The sequence below is a fragment of the Waddlia chondrophila WSU 86-1044 genome, from assembly GCF_000092785.1.
Classification (GTDB): domain Bacteria; phylum Chlamydiota; class Chlamydiia; order Chlamydiales; family Waddliaceae; genus Waddlia; species Waddlia chondrophila.
On sequence record NC_014225.1, the window covers coordinates 1,199,904 to 1,218,052 of the forward strand.

Annotated in this window: 19 protein-coding genes; all 19 read left to right on the forward strand. The window is 42.5% G+C overall.

What is annotated here, in order from left to right; translation table 11 throughout:
• The first annotated feature begins 23 nt into the window (after nt 1-23).
• The 19 genes from WCW_RS05415 to rpmG all read left to right on the forward strand — a co-directional run bounded on the left by WCW_RS05415 (nt 24) and on the right by rpmG (nt 18,147).
• Nucleotides 24-242: an AtpZ/AtpI family protein gene (locus WCW_RS05415; RefSeq protein ID WP_013182191.1), complete on the forward strand. Its 219-nt coding sequence runs from the start codon at nt 24-26 to the stop codon at nt 240-242.
• Nucleotides 239-1,057 carry a F0F1 ATP synthase subunit A gene (gene atpB, locus WCW_RS05420; protein WP_013182192.1) on the forward strand — a complete coding sequence of 273 codons (819 nt, stop codon included), beginning with the start codon at nt 239-241 and terminating at the stop codon, nt 1,055-1,057. Before WCW_RS05415 ends, atpB begins: the two co-directional genes overlap by 4 nt.
• Nucleotides 1,058-1,066: 9 nt before the next feature.
• Nucleotides 1,067-1,300, forward strand: coding sequence for an ATP synthase F0 subunit C (locus WCW_RS05425; RefSeq protein ID WP_013182193.1), 234 nt, complete (start codon nt 1,067-1,069; stop codon nt 1,298-1,300).
• Nucleotides 1,297-1,776 (forward strand): F0F1 ATP synthase subunit B, encoded by a 480-nt coding sequence (gene atpF / locus WCW_RS05430; RefSeq protein ID WP_013182194.1) that lies wholly within the window; start codon nt 1,297-1,299, stop codon nt 1,774-1,776. Before WCW_RS05425 ends, atpF begins: the two co-directional genes overlap by 4 nt.
• Nucleotides 1,773-2,321: an ATP synthase F1 subunit delta gene (atpH, locus tag WCW_RS05435; protein WP_013182195.1), complete on the forward strand. Its 549-nt coding sequence runs from the start codon at nt 1,773-1,775 to the stop codon at nt 2,319-2,321. The genes atpF and atpH overlap by 4 nt, the downstream gene beginning before the upstream one ends.
• Entirely contained in the window at nt 2,311-3,834 is a 1,524-nt protein-coding gene (atpA, locus tag WCW_RS05440; RefSeq protein WP_013182196.1) for a F0F1 ATP synthase subunit alpha, read from the forward strand. The genes atpH and atpA overlap by 11 nt, the downstream gene beginning before the upstream one ends.
• Nucleotides 3,835-3,839: 5 nt before the next feature.
• Nucleotides 3,840-4,682 (forward strand): ATP synthase F1 subunit gamma, encoded by an 843-nt coding sequence (atpG, locus tag WCW_RS05445; protein ID WP_013182197.1) that lies wholly within the window; start codon nt 3,840-3,842, stop codon nt 4,680-4,682.
• A gap of 12 nt (nt 4,683-4,694) precedes the next feature.
• Nucleotides 4,695-6,092, forward strand: coding sequence for a F0F1 ATP synthase subunit beta (atpD, locus tag WCW_RS05450; RefSeq protein WP_013182198.1), 1,398 nt, complete (start codon nt 4,695-4,697; stop codon nt 6,090-6,092).
• Nucleotides 6,093-6,117: 25 nt separating this feature from the next.
• Nucleotides 6,118-6,522 carry an ATP synthase F1 subunit epsilon gene (atpC, locus tag WCW_RS05455; RefSeq protein WP_013182199.1) on the forward strand — a complete coding sequence of 135 codons (405 nt, stop codon included), beginning with the start codon at nt 6,118-6,120 and terminating at the stop codon, nt 6,520-6,522.
• 417 nt (nt 6,523-6,939) lie between these two features.
• Complete coding sequence (locus WCW_RS10160; RefSeq protein WP_143876356.1) at nt 6,940-7,398, forward strand: hypothetical protein; 459 nt, start codon at nt 6,940-6,942, stop codon at nt 7,396-7,398.
• Nucleotides 7,399-7,415: 17 nt separating this feature from the next.
• Nucleotides 7,416-9,356: a RasGEF domain-containing protein gene (locus tag WCW_RS05465; RefSeq protein ID WP_013182201.1), complete on the forward strand. Its 1,941-nt coding sequence runs from the start codon at nt 7,416-7,418 to the stop codon at nt 9,354-9,356.
• A gap of 89 nt (nt 9,357-9,445) precedes the next feature.
• A complete protein-coding gene (zwf, locus tag WCW_RS05470) occupies nt 9,446-10,993 on the forward strand; it encodes a glucose-6-phosphate dehydrogenase (protein ID WP_041941544.1) in 1,548 nt (515 codons plus the stop codon).
• A 1-nt stretch (nt 10,994) separates the two neighbouring features.
• Nucleotides 10,995-11,972: a glucose-6-phosphate dehydrogenase assembly protein OpcA gene (locus WCW_RS05475; RefSeq protein WP_013182203.1), complete on the forward strand. Its 978-nt coding sequence runs from the start codon at nt 10,995-10,997 to the stop codon at nt 11,970-11,972.
• A 1-nt stretch (nt 11,973) separates the two neighbouring features.
• A complete protein-coding gene (gene pgl, locus WCW_RS05480; RefSeq protein ID WP_013182204.1) occupies nt 11,974-12,735 on the forward strand; it encodes a 6-phosphogluconolactonase in 762 nt (253 codons plus the stop codon).
• Nucleotides 12,728-13,447 carry a pseudouridine synthase gene (locus tag WCW_RS05485; protein WP_013182205.1) on the forward strand — a complete coding sequence of 240 codons (720 nt, stop codon included), beginning with the start codon at nt 12,728-12,730 and terminating at the stop codon, nt 13,445-13,447. The genes pgl and WCW_RS05485 overlap by 8 nt, the downstream gene beginning before the upstream one ends.
• Nucleotides 13,414-16,470 (forward strand): ATP-binding protein, encoded by a 3,057-nt coding sequence (locus WCW_RS09750; RefSeq protein ID WP_143876357.1) that lies wholly within the window; start codon nt 13,414-13,416, stop codon nt 16,468-16,470. Before WCW_RS05485 ends, WCW_RS09750 begins: the two co-directional genes overlap by 34 nt.
• Nucleotides 16,471-16,474: 4 nt before the next feature.
• On the forward strand, nt 16,475-16,870 hold the full coding sequence (locus WCW_RS05495) for a response regulator (protein ID WP_041941545.1): 396 nt from the start codon (nt 16,475-16,477) through the stop codon (nt 16,868-16,870).
• Nucleotides 16,871-16,910: 40 nt separating this feature from the next.
• Nucleotides 16,911-17,930: a tRNA (adenosine(37)-N6)-threonylcarbamoyltransferase complex transferase subunit TsaD gene (tsaD, locus tag WCW_RS05500; protein ID WP_013182208.1), complete on the forward strand. Its 1,020-nt coding sequence runs from the start codon at nt 16,911-16,913 to the stop codon at nt 17,928-17,930.
• A gap of 61 nt (nt 17,931-17,991) precedes the next feature.
• Nucleotides 17,992-18,147, forward strand: coding sequence for a 50S ribosomal protein L33 (gene rpmG / locus WCW_RS05505; protein ID WP_013182209.1), 156 nt, complete (start codon nt 17,992-17,994; stop codon nt 18,145-18,147).
• Nucleotides 18,148-18,149: the final 2 nt, after the last annotated feature.

Below are 18,149 nucleotides of genomic sequence, written 5' to 3' on the forward strand. Positions count from 1 at the left end.
CATTTTTCATAGTCTAAATTTTTATGAAGGACGATGAGTGGAAGAGACGACGCCAGGTAGGAGCATTAGTTACTCTTCCGTTTGTGATGATCATTCCTATGATCATAGGAATGATTATCGGCAAAGCTATCGATCACTTCTTTGATACATCTCCTTATATCATGTATGCCCTGCTTGCTTTAGGTTTTGCCAGTGGTATGAGGGAATGCTATAGGATCATTAAACAATTTGGCGGTCTATGAACCTATCCGTCTATTCAAATATCCATTATCTTCTTGTCTCCCCCATTCTACAACATCCACCTAACATCATTTCATTATTATATAAAATTTTTCCCAATAAATTAACACAGATGCTGCACCAATGGGAAGATCTCGCCTTTTCCATCATCATTGCTACTTTCGTCATCATCTTATTCCGCATTGGCATCAGAAAAAGAGAAATGATCCCAAAAGGTCTTCAAAATGGATTGGAAATGATCACAGAACTCCTAATGAAAGTGATCTATGGAATACTAGGGTCTGAAGAGAAAAAATATATTCCTTTTCTTGGAACGCTTTTTGTGTACATTTTAGCCTTAAATCTCTTTGGCTTAATTCCTTTGATGAAGCCTCCTTCGGCCAATTTAAATACCGCAATTGCCTTGGCGCTATGCGTTTTTACCTTGGTTCAATATTTAAACATCAAACACATGGGCATTTTTGGATTTTTATACCATATGGCAGGCTCTCCAAAAACAGTACTGGAATGGATCATTGTCCCTCTAATCTTTCCTTTGGAGCTTTTAACGCAAATCTCACGTCCTGTGACACTTGCTCTTCGCCTTTTTGGAAATATCATGGGAGAGGAAGCATTAATCGGATACTTTACCTTGGCAGGCGTTGCAGCATTTTCCCTACTGGATCTTCCAATGCAAGGAGGACTCCCATTACAAATCCCTTTTATGTTTCTGGGAATACTGACAAGCTTTATGCAGGCTTTAGTCTTTACTTTATTGTCTGCTGTATACATTTTGTTGTCGATCCCGCATAAAGAAAAACACCAACCTAAAATTTAAGGAGCCACTATGGACGTAAATACCGCATTCGCCCTTGCCACTCCACTTGCCGTCGGCATTGCTGCTTTCGGCTCGGGCATCGGCTTAGGACTTGCCGTCAAAGGAGCGATGGAGGCAATCGGACGGCAGCCGGAAGCTTCCGGTAAAGTTTTAACTACATTAATTATCGGCGCAGCCTTGATCGAAGCCTTGACAATTTATGCATTAATCGTCTTCTTTGTGATCATCGGGAGATCAGGGTGAATGTCGAGGTCGGGCAGATAGTCGCCCAAGTCATCGCCTTCCTCATCATCTTATGGGTGCTGCAACGGTATGCTTGGGGACCTCTTTTAACAATTCTAGAAGAGCGGCAAGAAAGAATCCGTTCCGAATTGTCGGCAATTGATGCAGAAAAACTGCAAGTTCAACAACTCCGCTTTTCGTATGAAGATAAACTTAAGAATATCGATCATCTTGCCCAAACGCGCATGCAAGAAGAAATGGAAAAAGCGCGCCAAATCACTCGAGAAATCGAAAAAGAAGCGCATCAACGGGCGCAAGAAATCATCAACAAAGCCCATATTGCAGCAGAGTATGAGACAAATAAAGTCAGAAGCGAGTTAAAAAACGACCTGATTGATTTAACGATCGCTGCTACAGAATCGGTATTGAAAAAAGAGCTGGACGAAAAGCACCGAAAAGAACTCATTGTAAAAAGCATCGAGGAATTGAAGTTGTGACAAAAGCATCGACAAAATATGCAGGCATCCTTTTCTTTTTAGCATTAAAAAAGCAAGAGCTTGAAACCTATCTTTTTCAACTGCAAGAAATCAAAAAAATCACAAGCAACACTCATCTTCAAGAGGCTTTTGCCTCTCCTTTAGTGCCTCTCCAAGCGAAAAAAAACGTTTTAGAGCTCCTGTTCAAAGATAAAGTTAAAGAAGAAATTCTTCTTTTCTTAAAAATCTTGACGGAACAAAAAAAAATTTCTCTTATAACTGAAGTGATTGAAGAATTTTCTATAAAAATGAAAAAGCAAATGGGAATTCTATCCATAAAATTAATCTCTGCAGAAAAAATCGATGAAGAGAATAAGCTTCTTCTACAAAACAAACTGGAAGCAAAATATAACAAAAAAATAGAGTTTTATGAGGAACAAAGCAGTAAAATCATCGGAGGAATGATTCTTTTATTCCCAAATGGCAAGATCTTGGACAAAAGTCTGAAAACTTGTTTAGAACATCTCAGAAAGCATCTTAAAAAAGGAAAAAGACATGCAGCTTAATCCAAAAGAGATCTCCTGGGTTCTTACACAAGAAATTGAAAGTTTCGAAGATCATGTCAAGTTGGAGTCCGTTGGACGCGTCATTCAAGTGGGAGATGGAATTGCTCAAATATGGGGGCTTAATGACGTGATGGTATCAGAACTTGTCGAATTCCCAGACGGAACGCAAGGAATCGCCTTAAACCTTGAAACAGACACTGTTGGCGTCATTATCCTCGGTAGCGGGCAAGAGATTAAAGAACACGATATTGTTAAGCGGAAACATGCCGTTGTCTCTGTTCCTGTAGGAGATGAGCTTCTCGGCCGCGTCATTACCCCTTTAGGCCAGCCCCTTGACGGAAAAGGCCCCATCAATGCTTCCCAAATGCGCCCTGTTGAATGCACAGCACCTGGGGTCACTCAACGCATGCCTGTCTGCGAACCTTTGCAAACAGGGATCAAAGCCATTGATGCCATGATCCCCATTGGCAAAGGACAGCGCGAACTCATCATTGGAGACAGGCAAACCGGCAAGACAACCCTGATTTTAGATACGATCCTCAATCAAAAAAATCAAGGCGTTCACTGCATCTATGTGGCGATTGGACAAAAGCTTTCAACCATTGCCAATTTCGTTTCCATTTTAGAACATCATGGAGCGATGGAATACACAACCATTGTCGCCACCTCTGCTGCAGACTCAGCCTCCTTGCAATACTTAGCCCCCTATGCAGCAACAGCAATGGGAGAGCATGATATGTACCAAGGGAAACATGCAATCTGTTTTTACGATGACCTTTCCAAACACGCCCAAGCCTATCGGCAGCTAGCGTTGCTGCTTCGGCGCCCTCCCGGGCGAGAAGCCTATCCAGGAGATATTTTTTATCTTCACTCACGTCTTTTAGAAAGAGCCGCAAAATTGAATAAAGAGCTCGGAGGAGGATCCCTCACCTCCATTCCTGTCATCGAGACGCAAGCAAGCGATGTTGCCACCTACATTCCAACAAATGTCATCTCCATTACAGACGGACAGATTTTCTTAGAATCGGATCTTTTCTTTGCAGGGGTTCGTCCGGCCATCAACGTCAGCCTTTCCGCTTCGCGAGTTGGAGGAAAAGCACAGACAAAGGCCATGAAAAAAGTCGCGCAAAGCCTGCGCTTAGATCTTGCGTTATACCGAGAATTGGCAGCTTTCGTGCAACTAGGTGCAGATCTTGATGAAACCACAAAAGCGCAGTTAATACGCGGCGAACGCATGGTTGAAATCTTGAAGCAAAACAAACTAAAACCTTTGCCTCTTCAAAATCAAGTCATTGAAATTTTTATTGGAACAAAAGGATTTCTAGATGATATCGAACTTCATCTTGTTGATACATTTATTAAAGAACTGATGAGTGAAATTGAAAAAGAGCATCCGGCTCTTCTTCAATCGATTGCTGAGTCTCAGGACCTGGAACCTAAAGTTGCTGAAACCATTGAACACACGGCCAAAGCTTTTAAAGAGCAATTCATTGCTCGGCAACGCAAAGGTTGACACACATGCTTTCTTTAAAAGAGATCCGTAAACGCATCCGGTCTGTTGAAAACATTCAACAGATCACAAAATCCATGGAAATGGTTGCTGCGGCAAGATTGCAAAAAGCGCTTGTCCAAGCAGAACATTCCCATGACTATGTATTGAGCATGCACGATATGCTCCCGCGTTTAATAGCAACAGCCACAAGAGATTGCCACCCCCTGCTAAAAGAAAATAAAACCGGTTCTACACTCTTTATCGCTGCTAGCACAGACCGCGGCTTGTGCGGTGCCTATAATAGCAATCTTTTTTCCGCTTTAGACCGTCTTTTAAAAGAAACTCATACAGCAGAGCTCATCATTTTTGGCGGCAAAGGGATCGATTACTATCATAAAAAAAAACAGAAGATCGCTCAAGAAATTCCAGGGTGGGGAGGAAAGATTTCAACTCAAACAATCAAAACATTTGCAGAGGGACTGATCAAAAATTACCTTTTGAGCAAATATAAAAAAATCAATCTCATCTATACGAAACATCAAACCATTTTCTCTAGGACAATTATCAACAAGCAATTGCTGCCAATTCCTAAAAAAACAAAACCGATCGAACGTGATTATATTTTAGAGCCCTCTTTAGAAGAATTGCTAACCGAATTTCTTTCCCGCTACTGCATTGCAGAGATACAAGAGATGCTAAACCAAGCTTATGTAAGCGAATTGGCCGCCCGCGTTTTAGCGATGAGGGCTGCTGCGAAAAATGCCGATACAATGATCGAAAACCTAACCTTGCTAAGCAACAAGGTCAGACAAGCAGGAATTACCAGCGAAATGCTGGAAATCATGATTGGCGCTGAAGCCATGAAATAGAAGGTGCAGACAATGAGCAATACAGGAATCATCAAACAAGTCATCGGACCAACAATTGACGTAGAATTTTCCAAAGATGAGGTTCCTAACATCTACAATGCAATTGAGGTCATTGATGAAGAAAGAAACATTCACCTCTTTGCAGAAGTCGCCGCACAAATTGGCGACGGAATTGTACGCTGCATCGCTCTTTCCTCAACTGATGGCCTTGTAAGAGGAATGAAAGCCATTGATACCGGTGCCTGCATCCGTGTACCAGTCGGAGAAAAAACTCTGGGACGCATCTTTAATATCTTAGGAAAACCGATAGATAACCTGGATTCCATTTCACCAAAAACGCCGCACATGCCCATTCATCGCGCCCCTCCATCATTAGAGCAGCAAGAAACAAAGGAGATTGTTTACGAAACAGGAATTAAGGTCATCGATCTCTTGGCTCCTTTTCTCAAAGGAGGAAAAGTCGGACTTTTCGGAGGAGCTGGTGTAGGAAAATCCGTCATCGTTATGGAACTGATCCACAATATCGCCACACAACATGGAGGATATTCTGTTTTTTGTGGAGTGGGAGAACGAACAAGAGAAGGAAATGATTTATGGCTGGAAATGAAAGAATCGGGAGTGCTTGACAAGACATGCTTGGTCTTTGGACAAATGAATGAACCTCCAGGAGCAAGGCTGCGAGTGGGTCTTACGGGCTTGACAATGGCTGAATATTTCCGCGATAAAGAACATCAAGACGTCTTGCTTTTTGTGGATAACATTTTTCGTTTCGTGCAAGCAGGATCGGAAGTTTCCGCTTTATTAGGAAGAATGCCTTCAGCCGTCGGCTACCAGCCAACACTTTCAGCAGAAATCGGGGCATTTGAAGAACGGATCACATCAACACAAACAGGGTCGATTACATCGGTGCAGGCCGTTTATGTTCCTGCAGATGACTATACAGATCCCGCTCCAGCAAGCCTTTTCTCCCATTTTGATGCATCCATCACCCTATCCAGGCAAATCGCAGAGCTTGGAATCTATCCCGCAGTCGATCCTTTAGCTTCATCATCGCGCATCTTGGATGCCTGGACTGTTGGCGAGCAGCACTACGACCTTGCTTGCAAAGTGCAAAAAATCCTACAGCGCTATAAAGATCTTCAAGATATTATCGCTATCTTGGGGATCGACGAACTCTCTGCAGATGATAAGCTCATCGTTTCTCGCGCACGCAAGATCCAACGCTTTTTTTCCCAGCCATTTTTTGTAGCAGAGACTTTTACGGGAAAGTCCGGACGCTATGTCAAACTGAAAGAAACCATCAAAGGCTTCCAAATGATTATCGAAGGAGAATTAGACGATCTCCCCGAGCAAGCGTTTTATATGACAGGAACGATCGAAGAAGTTTTAGAAAAAGCAGAAAAAAAATAATCCTTTTTACAAAAAGAGATCTGCCGTGTTTTCATTGAAAATTTTGACAATAGATAAAAAAGTCTATGAAGGGAAAGCTTTATCCTTAACAATACCCGGAACACTCGGCTACTTTGAAGTTCTCAACAACCATGCTTCCTTAATGACGCCTCTTCAGCCAGGAAAACTTGCGATCACGTTTTCCCAACAAGAAAAAAGCGTATTCGCCATTTCTGGAGGGATTATGGAAATGCATCAAAACCAAGTCACCATTTTAGGCGATACCATCGAGTCGGCAGGCGAGATCGACTACGATCGTGCAAAAGCTGCCTATCAAAAAGCCTACAAGCTGCTTGAATTTCCAGAAGAAGAGATCGACCAGCATGAAGTCACTCAAGCATTACTCAGAGCTAAAAATCGAATGGAAATTGCAGCCTCAAGTAATTCTTAACATGTTTTGAAATAAAAATTCTTTATCAAAACATCCTCATTATGATAGAATTTAAATTCATTTTTTTAAAACAAAAAAAACTATCTATCTATGATTAATTTTTTAAGCCTACCTCATAAATTTCCTGATGTGCAAAGCAATTTAGATGACTTATGGGAGACACAGCATACCCCTCCCCAAAAAATTTGGGGAAAAAGAAAAAATTATCCGCCTATTCCCTCTGCATTTCTAAAGCAGAAAAAAGGAGGCTCCATCAACAGAAAATGGTTTGTAATATCAGGAGGCAGGCAGTTGTTTTTTGCTGACAAATGCCTTTATCGAACAGAAAGCGGACGAGAAGAAACAAGACTTGCACTTAAACCCGTGACAAGAGATGAACTGGTGAGTCAACCATGCATCCGCAACAGGCGAAGGCAAATGAAAAGGAAAGATGGTGATCTTTTACTCAGGCACCGCGGTCTTGATCTTGCCGAAACACACCAACAGGTTTTCCCATTATCGACACCTCTAGAAGATCCAGCTCCAAAACTCCAGGAATCGCATCAACTGGAAATTGAAGAGCCTCAAGCAAAAGAAAATCCTGAAAAAAGCTGTCCTCTGAGGACTTCAACGGTCCCGCAACGAAAATCCCCTCATCATCATATTTTTACGCGTTTTTTTGCGCTTGTCCGCAAAATCATTAAAATGGCTTACCTTTTATTTTTAAAAATAAAAGAATGTTTTTTTAGTAAAAATCAAAATCATTCAGAAATTCATCAAACAAAACCTTTGATTAATAAAGAAACTCCGCCAAAAACTAATGAATATCAACAAATAGAATTATCTGATAGTGAAAGCGAAGGATCAAATGATGATGACCTTTTAGATCTATTTTAAAAAAAGGAGAGATAAAAATGACCCCTCTTACAAGTACAATAAAAGACATACAAGTCCCCGAAGCATCGCCTTCGAATATTCAAACATTTGCAACTCAAGCGGTAGCTTGCTTTGAAGCAATCCAAAACGCTTGCCAAGGAATTGTGAAAAACGCCGAGAGGCAGCAAAAATACTTCAAGCTGGAAGAGCTGCGGAAGCAGATCAAAAGCTTAGACACCTCGCAGGTGAAAGAGCTGAGCCAACTCAATCAAAAAATTAGAAGGGAGATGCGCGCGCTAAGAAACCAATATCAGACAAATTCCCATTGGCTTGTATTAACGCAAAAGCAATCCCACCTCGTAGAAATCGAGCCAAGCATTTCTCTTGTTCCCAGGGTAAAAATCCATCCAGACGATCTGCAAGCGTCATTCAAGGAGATCGCAGCACTTCGAAGAGGAGTTGAAAAAGTGCGCGCCCTACAGCATCTTTACCAAAAAGCTGCCTCCTTGGAAGAAAGCGACAGCTCTGAATTACTTATAGAAATCCAACGTTTTTCAGATAGCAATTTGAGCTTGTCAGAAAAAATCCTCGCATTGAAGCAGATCAAATGGAGAGATAAAGATGACAAACAGCTAGACGAATTGAAAGCTCTAATCGACCCAACGGGAAAAGACTTTGTTCAATATTTTCTACGCGGCGACTTAAAGCCAAAAGATGCAGTCAACTACATCACAGTCGTTTTAAAAGACCGCCTCATGTACAACCCTTCAGTGTCTCCTCTTGAGTTGCTGAAGAGTTGGCCAACAAGTATCGAGAAAAAAGACTCTGATCAATGGATAGCTGCCCTGATGAAGATGGAGTCTAAAAAAAGCATCCAGGATTCCTTCACTAATTTTACCATTTCCTATTTATTAAACTGCATCGACCCTTCAGGCCTGCAAAGATGTGCAGAATTGAATAAAAAGCGCCTAAGCAGTGCCTCTTTTGCAAAAGAGGTCTCCGAAGTGATCGATACACTAGAAACATTTGGCCTTGATTCAAAAGAAATCTATCAACGCTACCGCTTCACGACAAAAGAAAACTTGCCGCTTCAGGAAATGGAGAAAAAAATGATGAGCGCACTTTTAAGCGAAAGTGAAATCAAACAATTCGCCAAAGCTTTAAAGAGCGCTGTTGCAAGGGATTGGCTGACATTCGACATGAAAACATTTATGTCTGGATCTAAATCATTTGAACAACTTATCGGCAATCGACTAAAAATTTATGACGACTTGGCAGAAAAATACAAAAATGCTCTCAAAGCCTTGTCTGACGAAAAAGAACAAGCGCAGATGATCAGCAACATGCTTTTGCTATGTTATCACCTTATGCGAAGTGGTGAATTTGGTTTGAGCTTCACGCTTTTTTCTTCAGGAGTCGATATGACAAAAAATTCTTGTCAGAAAGGCTGGGATATTGCCCTGAAAAAGCATCAAAAGCATCACGATTTTCTAGAAAAAGTATGCGACCCCGTAAAAAATTTGAAAAACTTGCGCAAATTGATTTCTAACAGAGAAAGCGAAAAAATCGCATGCGTTCCATTTTTCGCCATTGTCCTGAAAGATATCATCCAGTTTAAAGAGCAAATTTCGCAACCCCGTGACAATTTAATCGAACAGCTATTTGGTGATCACGGTCATCTTGCTAAAAAAATTGTCGACCTATTAGCAAAGGGGAAGATCGAAGAAGAAGAGAAAGACTGGGCAAAAAGCCATTTTTTCAAAGATATTCAAAAGCTTTTCCGAATCATCGAGATGACCGATGCTCCCTATGCCGAGAAAAACCTCGTGAGAAAAAAAATTGTTGACATTCTACAGCAAGAAAGAGAATTGCAACTAGAAATTCTCAAAAGAAAAAGAGCGCTTAATCAGGGGATTTCTCTACTTAGTCTCTATTATAGCAATCAAACAGAAGAAGAGAGTTTATCCTCCTTATTATAAAGTTGTTAAAAATTTCGTCATTGTCTTTATGCAACTGCATGGACAATGGCGTTTGATTTAAATTAATGACACACTCTAAGCTTAAGAGCATGGCTTATGATAACTACAAACTTAATCCTCTGATTGAAGCAACGCGCCAATTCAAGATTCCCGATTCATGCATTCTTGTGATTTTTGGAGCAACAGGCGATTTAACCGCACGAAAACTCGTTCCCGCTTTATATAACCTCGCCAGCGCCGGACAACTTCCAGCACATTTTGCTTGTGTCGGATTTGCCAGACGGAACAAATCTCATGAAGATTTCCGCAAAGAGATGCACGAGGCAGTCTGCCAATTTTCCCGTACAAAGCCGATAGATCTAAATCTTTGGCAGTCGTTCAGCGAAAAACTGTTCTATCATCAGTCCGAATTTGACAACGATGAAGGGTATGACTCTCTCAAAACATTTTTGGAGCAGCTTGACAACCAATTCAGCACAAAGGGAAATCGCGTCTACTACCTTTCTACCCAGCCTAGCTTTTTCACGCTGATCACAGAAAAATTAAATAGCCACGGATTGATCTATAAGACAGAAGACCGTAAAAAATGGTCCCGTCTCATCATCGAAAAGCCCTTTGGACACGATTTAAGTTCCGCAAAAAAACTTCAAAATGATCTGACCCATCACATGGATGAAAGCCAGATCTACCGGATCGACCACTACCTTGGGAAAGAGACCGTTCAAAATCTTTTAGTCTTCCGCTTCAGCAACCCAATTTTTGAGTCTCTTTGGAACAATAAGCATATCGATCACGTACAAATTACTGTCAGCGAAGATATTGGAATTGGAACGCGTGGACATTTTTTTGAAGAGGCAGGACTTCTACGCGATATCGTTCAAAATCACATGATGCAGCTTATTTCGCTCGTCGCAATGGAGCCTCCTGCCAGCTTGTATGCCAATGCGATCAGAGATGAAAAAATGAAAGTGATGGAGTCGATTCGCGAGTTTCCGGCCGGTCATTACGACAATGCCATCATCCGTGGGCAATATGCCGCGGGCATGATCGATGGAGAACCGGTCAAAGGATACTGCGAAGAGGAAAATGTCGATCCTCAATCGACAGTGGAAACCTATGTTGCTATGGAGCTAAAAATCGATAACTGGCGTTGGGCTGGAGTGCCGTTTTTCCTGCGAGCAGGAAAAAGGCTTCCCAAAAGAGCAACAGAGATTTCGATTACATTCAAAGAAGCTCCGGGCTTTTTATTCGAGAAGCAGGCTAGCAAGGTAGATTCAAATATCTTAGTCATCCGTATCCAGCCTGATGAAGGAATTTCCCTTAAAATGAACTGCAAAGTTCCCGGATTAAGCAGCCAAATCCAGCCTGTTAAAATGGATTTCCGCTACAGTACCTACTTTGGATCAACACCTCCTGAGGCCTATGAAAGATTAATTTGCGATTGCATGGCAGGCGACAGCACTCTTTTTGCTCGAGCAGATGAGGTGCTCGCTTCGTGGAAGCTGTTTACGCCAATTCTACAGCACTGGCAAAACATCAGGCCACCATCTTTGCCATACTACCAGGCTGGTACATGGGGACCGGAAGAGGCTGACAACCTGATCGAAAAAACCGGCAGAAAATGGCGGCTCTTATAATATGGTTAAAGATATTAAAGGATATCTATTCAATCTGATCATCTATACTGCAGAAAAACGGCGCTCCGACTATTTTGAGCAAATCGTACACCCGCTGATCGAAAAATTCCCTTCCAGAGTCATTCATATCCAATGCGGCAAAGAAGAGTTAAGCCATACAGGTATTGAACCATGCGGCCATGCAAGCGAGCGCTTAATGCTCTTTTCATCACCTGAAAACCTCTCAAAAATTCCCTTTATTGTTCTTCCCCGTCTCGTTCCAGATCTTCCCGTCTATTTATTATGGGGAGACGACCTCACAGCAGAAAACCCCATATTGCCGAAATTAGAGAAATTGGCAACACGGTTAATCTTCGATACGGAAAGCACAGCCAATTTACAAACATTTGCTCAGAAAATGCTGAATAAAGTGGAAACGTTAAATACTGAATTCATGGATATCAGCTGGGCAGAGATCGCCGGCTGGAGAGATGTGATCGCCCAAGTATTCAACACCAAGAGTCAACTGGATTATCTAAGGCAATGCAACTATATCCACATTAAATACAATCAGTTGCAAGACGAGTACATCAATCACGACTCGGTGCAAGCGATCTATCTTCAAGGATGGCTTGCTGCACAGCTAGAGTGGACATTCAAGACAATAGAAGAAATCGACGGCGAACATCATATTGAATATCATGGAAGAAAAGTGGTTTTAACGCCTCAAAAGCGGCGCACGTTGAATCCGGGAATTATTTTCGAAATTTCATGCATTGATGATCGCAATCTCAAAACAACATTGACCTTTGCCGACCAGCAATCCAAAGTCATGATCTACATCTCAACACCGGATCACTGCGATGTTCCTTATTCTTTGCAGCTTCAGGCAATGCAAACAGGAGCTACCGCAATGAAAGAGATGTTTTACTTCAGGCCAAGCCATCATTATCGAAAGATGTTGCAAACCATCGGCAAGATCCCGTGGAGAAATTTTTAACATGGACATTATCGATCCACTCAAACAATCCATTGACGAAAGAAGAGATTTGATTAAAGGTGAGGACAAATTTCATACGATCCAAATCTGCGTCCTGCATTTTATCAAAACCGCAGAACAGGCGATTTCTGAACGAGGCGTTTTTCATGTAGCTCTGTCGGGCGGCTCCACTCCCAAAGCCATTTTTCAAAGCCTTGCGGACGAGGCCAACCGCGATCAAATCGATTGGAGCAACATCTACCTTTGGTGGAGCGACGAGCGCTCTGTCGATGGAGAAGATGAAAATAGCAATTACCGCATGGCAATGGACGCCGGACTCTCCGATCTTCCTATTCCTGAAGACCATATTTTTCGCATGAAAGGAGAAGGAGACATCGAAGCACATGCATTAGAATACGAAGAGTTGATAAAAAAAAATGTTCCGGATGAAACATTTGATCTCGTGATGTTAGGAATGGGAGAAGACGGACATACGGCATCCCTTTTCCCAGAGACGCATGCTCTGCACTCCGACGGAAGACTTGTTGTCGCTAACTTTGTCGAAAAGCTCAATACTTGGAGGCTTACATTTACCTTCAAACTCATCAACGCAGCTAGACAAACAGTCGTTTATGTCATCGGAGAAAATAAAGCGAAAATGCTAAAAAAAATCATAAAAGGCGACTATACCCCAGACCAGCTTCCACTCCAAAGAGTAGGCACAGCCTCCAATAAAGCTCTAATCATTACCGACAACACTGCGGGAAAAGAGCTCTATGAATGAATTGCGTTTATCTAAATTAATGTCTTTGAGAGGGATCTGCTCGCGTCGCGAAGCAGACAGAATGATTGAAAAAGGGCTTGTGCGCGCGAACGGCAAAGTGATCTCCGAGCTCGGTACAAAAGTTCCTGAAAATGCTGAAATAGAGCTTCTACCTCACGCAAAAAAATGGCAGGCGGAAAAAGTAACGATCATTTTAAACAAGCCGATCGGCTACGTTTCCACCCAGCCCGAAAAAGGGTACAAACAAGCTCTCGACTTAATCACGCCGGAAAGGCAGTGGAACAGCAAATCATTCGATCCGAAACATCTCCGAAAGCTATCTGTTGCCGGCCGCCTTGACATTGATTCCAAAGGCATTTTGATTCTCACTCAAGACGGGGTCATCGCCAAAAAAATTATTGGGAATGAATCCGAAATCGAAAAGGAATATCTCGTTCGAGTTGACGGAGCTGTAACCCCAGGAATCATCAAACGCCTGAGCTTTGGGTTGGTATTGGACAATACCCCTTTAAAAAAGGCCAACATTCAGCAATTGGACGAACATCTCATGAAATTCACCCTAATTGAAGGGAAAAAGCGGCAAATTAGACGAATGTGTGAACTCGTCGGATTAAAAGTTGTCGACTTAAAGCGAGTCCGAATCGGTAAAATTAGATTGGGCGATCTTCCAACCGGATATTGGCGTTATTTGAAGAAAAGCGAAACAATTTAAGTTTTATGCCTCCAGAGATCAGAGAACCTAGTAAAGGTTCCGTCAAAGCGATGATCATTTTAGGCTTGATTGCCGCCTTGATGGGCGGATCAGTGATGCTTAGCTGGCATCTGCATCGGCTCAAATTCATCGAAGCGCATTCCTATTTTACCACAATGCCGTACAACACAGCGTTGGGATTTTTTCTCGGCGGACTTTCTTGTGCCATCTTTAAAAGTGGATGGAGAAAAACTGCATTAGCGATGGCCTGGTGTGTTGCCCTCATTGGCTATTTGACTCTTCTGGAATATATCCTTGGGTTTGACTTTGGAATCGATCAAGTATTTGTCAACGACACTAATCCCTATAAAGGAAGAATGGCGCCTAATGCTGCTGTTTGCTTTTCCTTTATCGGAACAGCATTAATTTTCGTTTTCAACACCTGGCGGTTTGAAATGCGCCAACTGTTGATCCGCATTTTTGCTTGCCTCACAGTCGCTTTTGCGTTAATCGGCTTTTCCGCCTGGTTAACAGGGGCTGTTTCGAAAGGATGGATCGAATTCACACGGCTTGATGGAAGGCCGACGATCGAATTTTTTACACTTTCCGCGTCCGTGATCGTCTATGCGTGGACACACTGTAAAACATACGACGGCGCTCTTCCTCCAATGCTTCCCATGCCGACAACAATTGCCGTGATTTTAGCCACAATCTTTTTATGGCAAGCATTGGACGGACAGGAACGGATCCAATTTCGCAACCTCAATCTATCTGATGCAGAGCACATCAAGTCAACCATTGAAACCTATATCAACCATCAAGTATCCGCTCTTGAAAACATGGCCAAAAGATGGGAAATGCGCGGCTCCACTCCCAAATCGGAATGGGAAATGGACGCCATCGCCTATATTGATATTAAATCCGGCCTCAGAGTCATTGAGTGGGCAGATTCCTCTTATCACGTGCGCTGGGTCGTGCCAACAGAGGGCAATGAACCGGCCATTGACCTCAACATGATGATCGATCCGAAAAAAGGCGCAACCCTCCAAGAGATGCACCGGCAAAAGGCAACAGCCGCAAGTCCAATCATTAATTTAGTTCAAGGAGGAAAAGGATTCCTCGTCTACGTTCCCCTTTTTCCCAACGATCAATTTGACGGCTTTATTGTCGGAGGATTTGACGTCAAAGCCATGTTCGACGGCATGATCACAGGCAACATCCTTAACGATTATCTCGTGCAAGTCAGTGAAAACGGAAAAATTATTTATGAAAGAGACGATACCGGAAAACAGGATCAACACTTGGACGGAGCAACTGTCGACTTGAATTTCTACAACAATGTCTGGAAACTTATCCTGAAGCCACGTGCCGAACTCTTAGCGGAACACCGCTCCGTTCTCCCCGCTTTTACCCTTTTTTTTGGAGTCTTTTTGGCAATCGTCGTTTTCTTCGGCGTTTACTTTGCACAATCCTCCTATCTGAGATCGCGCGAACTGGTCAAAGCAATGAACGAGTTGAACGAATCTAAAATCCAAACAGAAGTGCTGCTTCATTCGATGGGTGAAGGTGTTTTTGGTTTGAACAAAAAGAAGAAAGTGGCATTTGTCAATCCTGCCGGCGAACACATGGTCGGCATGCGGCAAGAAGATGTTGTCGGCAAGCCGATTCAAGAGCTATTCCATCTCATGAAATCAGACGAAACCCCTTATCATATCAAAGACTCAGCAATCTATAAAGTTTTCGAAGACGGTCGGATGCATACCGTCAACAATGAGCTATTTTGCAGAAAGGACGGGACAAGCTTCAATGTAGAGTTCACATGCGGCCCGTTGAGAAGGGAAGATACAATCGAAGGAGTCGTTTTAGTTTTCAGAGACATTACGAACAGAATTCGCGCAGAAGCTGAAATTAAGGAAACACAACGTAGGCTGCGCGCGATCATCGATAACGCAACTTCAGTCATCTATGTAAAAGATCTCAAAGGAAGATATCTAATCGCTAATAAGCAGTACCTCGATCTCTTCCATCTAACCAACGAAGAAGTGATCGGCAAAACGGACTACGAGATTTTTTCCAAAGACGTTGCTGATAAATTTTCACTTAATGACAATGACGTTTTAGAAAAGGGAAAAGCAGTGACCTATGAGGAAACCGCGCCTCTGGATGATGGAGAGCATACCTATGTTTCAGTTAAGTTCCCTCTTTACGATGCTGAAGACAATATTTACGCAACATGCGGAATCTCGACAGATATCACAGAAAGAAAAGAGCAGGAGCTCAAACAGTTGGAATTTTTAAAACAGATCGAGCAATCCAACCAAGATTTGGAAATTGCCCGAAAAAAAGCCGAAGAGGCCAATATTGCCAAAAGCACATTCCTTGCAAACATGAGTCACGAAATCCGCACCCCCTTGAACGGCGTGATCGGAATGACCTCTCTTTTGCTGAATACCCCTCTTGATAAAAGCCAAGAAAAATATGCCAACCGCATCGATCTCTCCGGAAAAGTCTTGCTGGAAATTATCAATGATATTTTAGACTTTTCCAAAATCGAAGCCGGTGAGCTCAATTTAGAAAAAATCCCTTGCAATTTAGAAGAGATTGTTGAAGAAGTCGGCGAATTGATGCAGCCAAAGGCTGAAGAAAAAGGATTGAATCTTGAAATTTCCTATGCCCATGACACCCCCAAACACCTCATCGGCGATCCTACGCGAATTCGCCAAGTGATCATGAATCTTACGAGCAACGCTATCAAGTTTACCCAGGAAGGATCCGTTGCCATCAAAGTCAGCAATCCCAAAAAAGCGTTTATTCGAGTTGAAGTGACCGATACAGGAATTGGAATCCCTCAAGAAAAAAAAATGCATATCTTTGAAAAATTTTCACAGGCGGATGTTTCGACAACAAGGAAGTTCGGAGGAACAGGACTTGGACTTGCGATCTGCAAACAACTCATTGAAATCATGGAAGGAAAAATCGGATGCGAAAGCATCGAAAACAAAGGGTCGACTTTTTGGTTCGAGATCCCCCTGCAAAATGGATAGGTTCATGGGAAAAATTTTATCAACATTTAAAGGAAAAAAGATCCTAATCGCCGAAGATTATTTCATCAATCAAGAAGTGACACAAGCGATTCTTGAACTGATGGAATTTACCGTTGATATCGCCGAAAATGGAAGAGAAGCCTTGGAAATGTATGAATCCAACGCTTATGACGCCATTCTCATGGATGTGCAAATGCCGGAAATGGACGGCTTTCAAACAACAGCGGAAATTCGGAAAAAGGAAAAAAACGGGAAAAGGATTCCGATTATCGCTTTGACAGCAAATGCCATGAGCGGCGACAGGGAAAAATGCCTGAATGCCGGCATGGACGACTATCTCAGCAAACCAATCGAAGCCTCTAAACTTGAAGAGATTCTGAAAAAATACATTCCCAATTAGCTCATTTTCATGTATAATTCCAACATAGGATTTTTTTTACATGTTAGTGCTCGGAATTGAAAGTACCTGCGATGAAACAGCTTGTGCTGTTGTCAAAGATGGTAAGCAGATTTTATCCAATGTGGTCGCCTCTCAACATGAGATCCACGCGCAATACGGCGGCGTCTTTCCCGAACTTGCCAGCCGCAGGCATGCCGAGGTGATGATCCCCGTTTTGCGGGAATCTCTTTACGAGGCAAATGTGCGCCTTGATGAGATCGATTTAATCGCAGTTGCCAAAGGCCCTGGCCTTATTGGCCCTCTTTTAATCGGATTAAACACTGCAAAAAGCCTTTCTCTTGCCTGCAATCTTCCCCTTATCGGAATCAATCACATTGAAGCGCATCTCTACGCAGCAATCATGGATCTTGAAACCCTTCCGGACTTCCCTTGCTTAGGCGTTGTTCTATCCGGAGCCCACACAAGCCTAGTTAAAATTAAAAATATTGGAAGCTATGAGCAAATAGGCCATACGATAGACGATGCCGTGGGAGAAGCATTTGACAAAGTTGCGAAAATGATGGGGCTGCCTTATCCCGGAGGCCCAGAAATCGAACAGTTGGCAATAAGTGGAGACCCTTCCCGATACGCATTCAAAGTGGGGCAATCGAAAAAAAATCCTCTTTGCTTTTCTTTCAGCGGCGTCAAAACCGGAGTTTTGTATACAGTCAAAGGCCAGAACGGCAAAAGCGAAATGCCATTGACGAAGCAGGAAATGGCTGATATCGCCGCCTCCTTCCAGTCCGCCGTTTTTGAAGATATCATAAAAAAAACCGTCAAAGCCGCTAAAGAAATAGGGACTGGCACCATTTTATTTGGAGGCGGAGTCTCCAATAGCCAGACATTAAGAAAAAAATTTAAAGAGAGTTCTTCTGAATTCAATCTCTTTTGGCCGCCGCCTGGATTGAGCTTGGATAATGGGGCCATGATTGCTGGGCTGGGATATCACGCCTTTTTGAATCGAAACACAAGCGACGGCCTCCTTTTAGAGCCAATGACAAGAATCCCTTTTTCCGCTTGAATTTTAATCTTTTCATTATGTAAAATTACCCATCATTATTTGATCAGACCGGAGAAACAAAATGGCTAGCAAACGTGAAAAAATTAAACTGAAAAGTTCTAAAAGTTCTCATCACTACTATACATTTAAGAACAAGACATCCACCCCTGACCGTATCGTGCTCAAAAAATACGATCCAACCATTCGTCAGCGCGTTGAATATAAAGAAACAAAGTAACG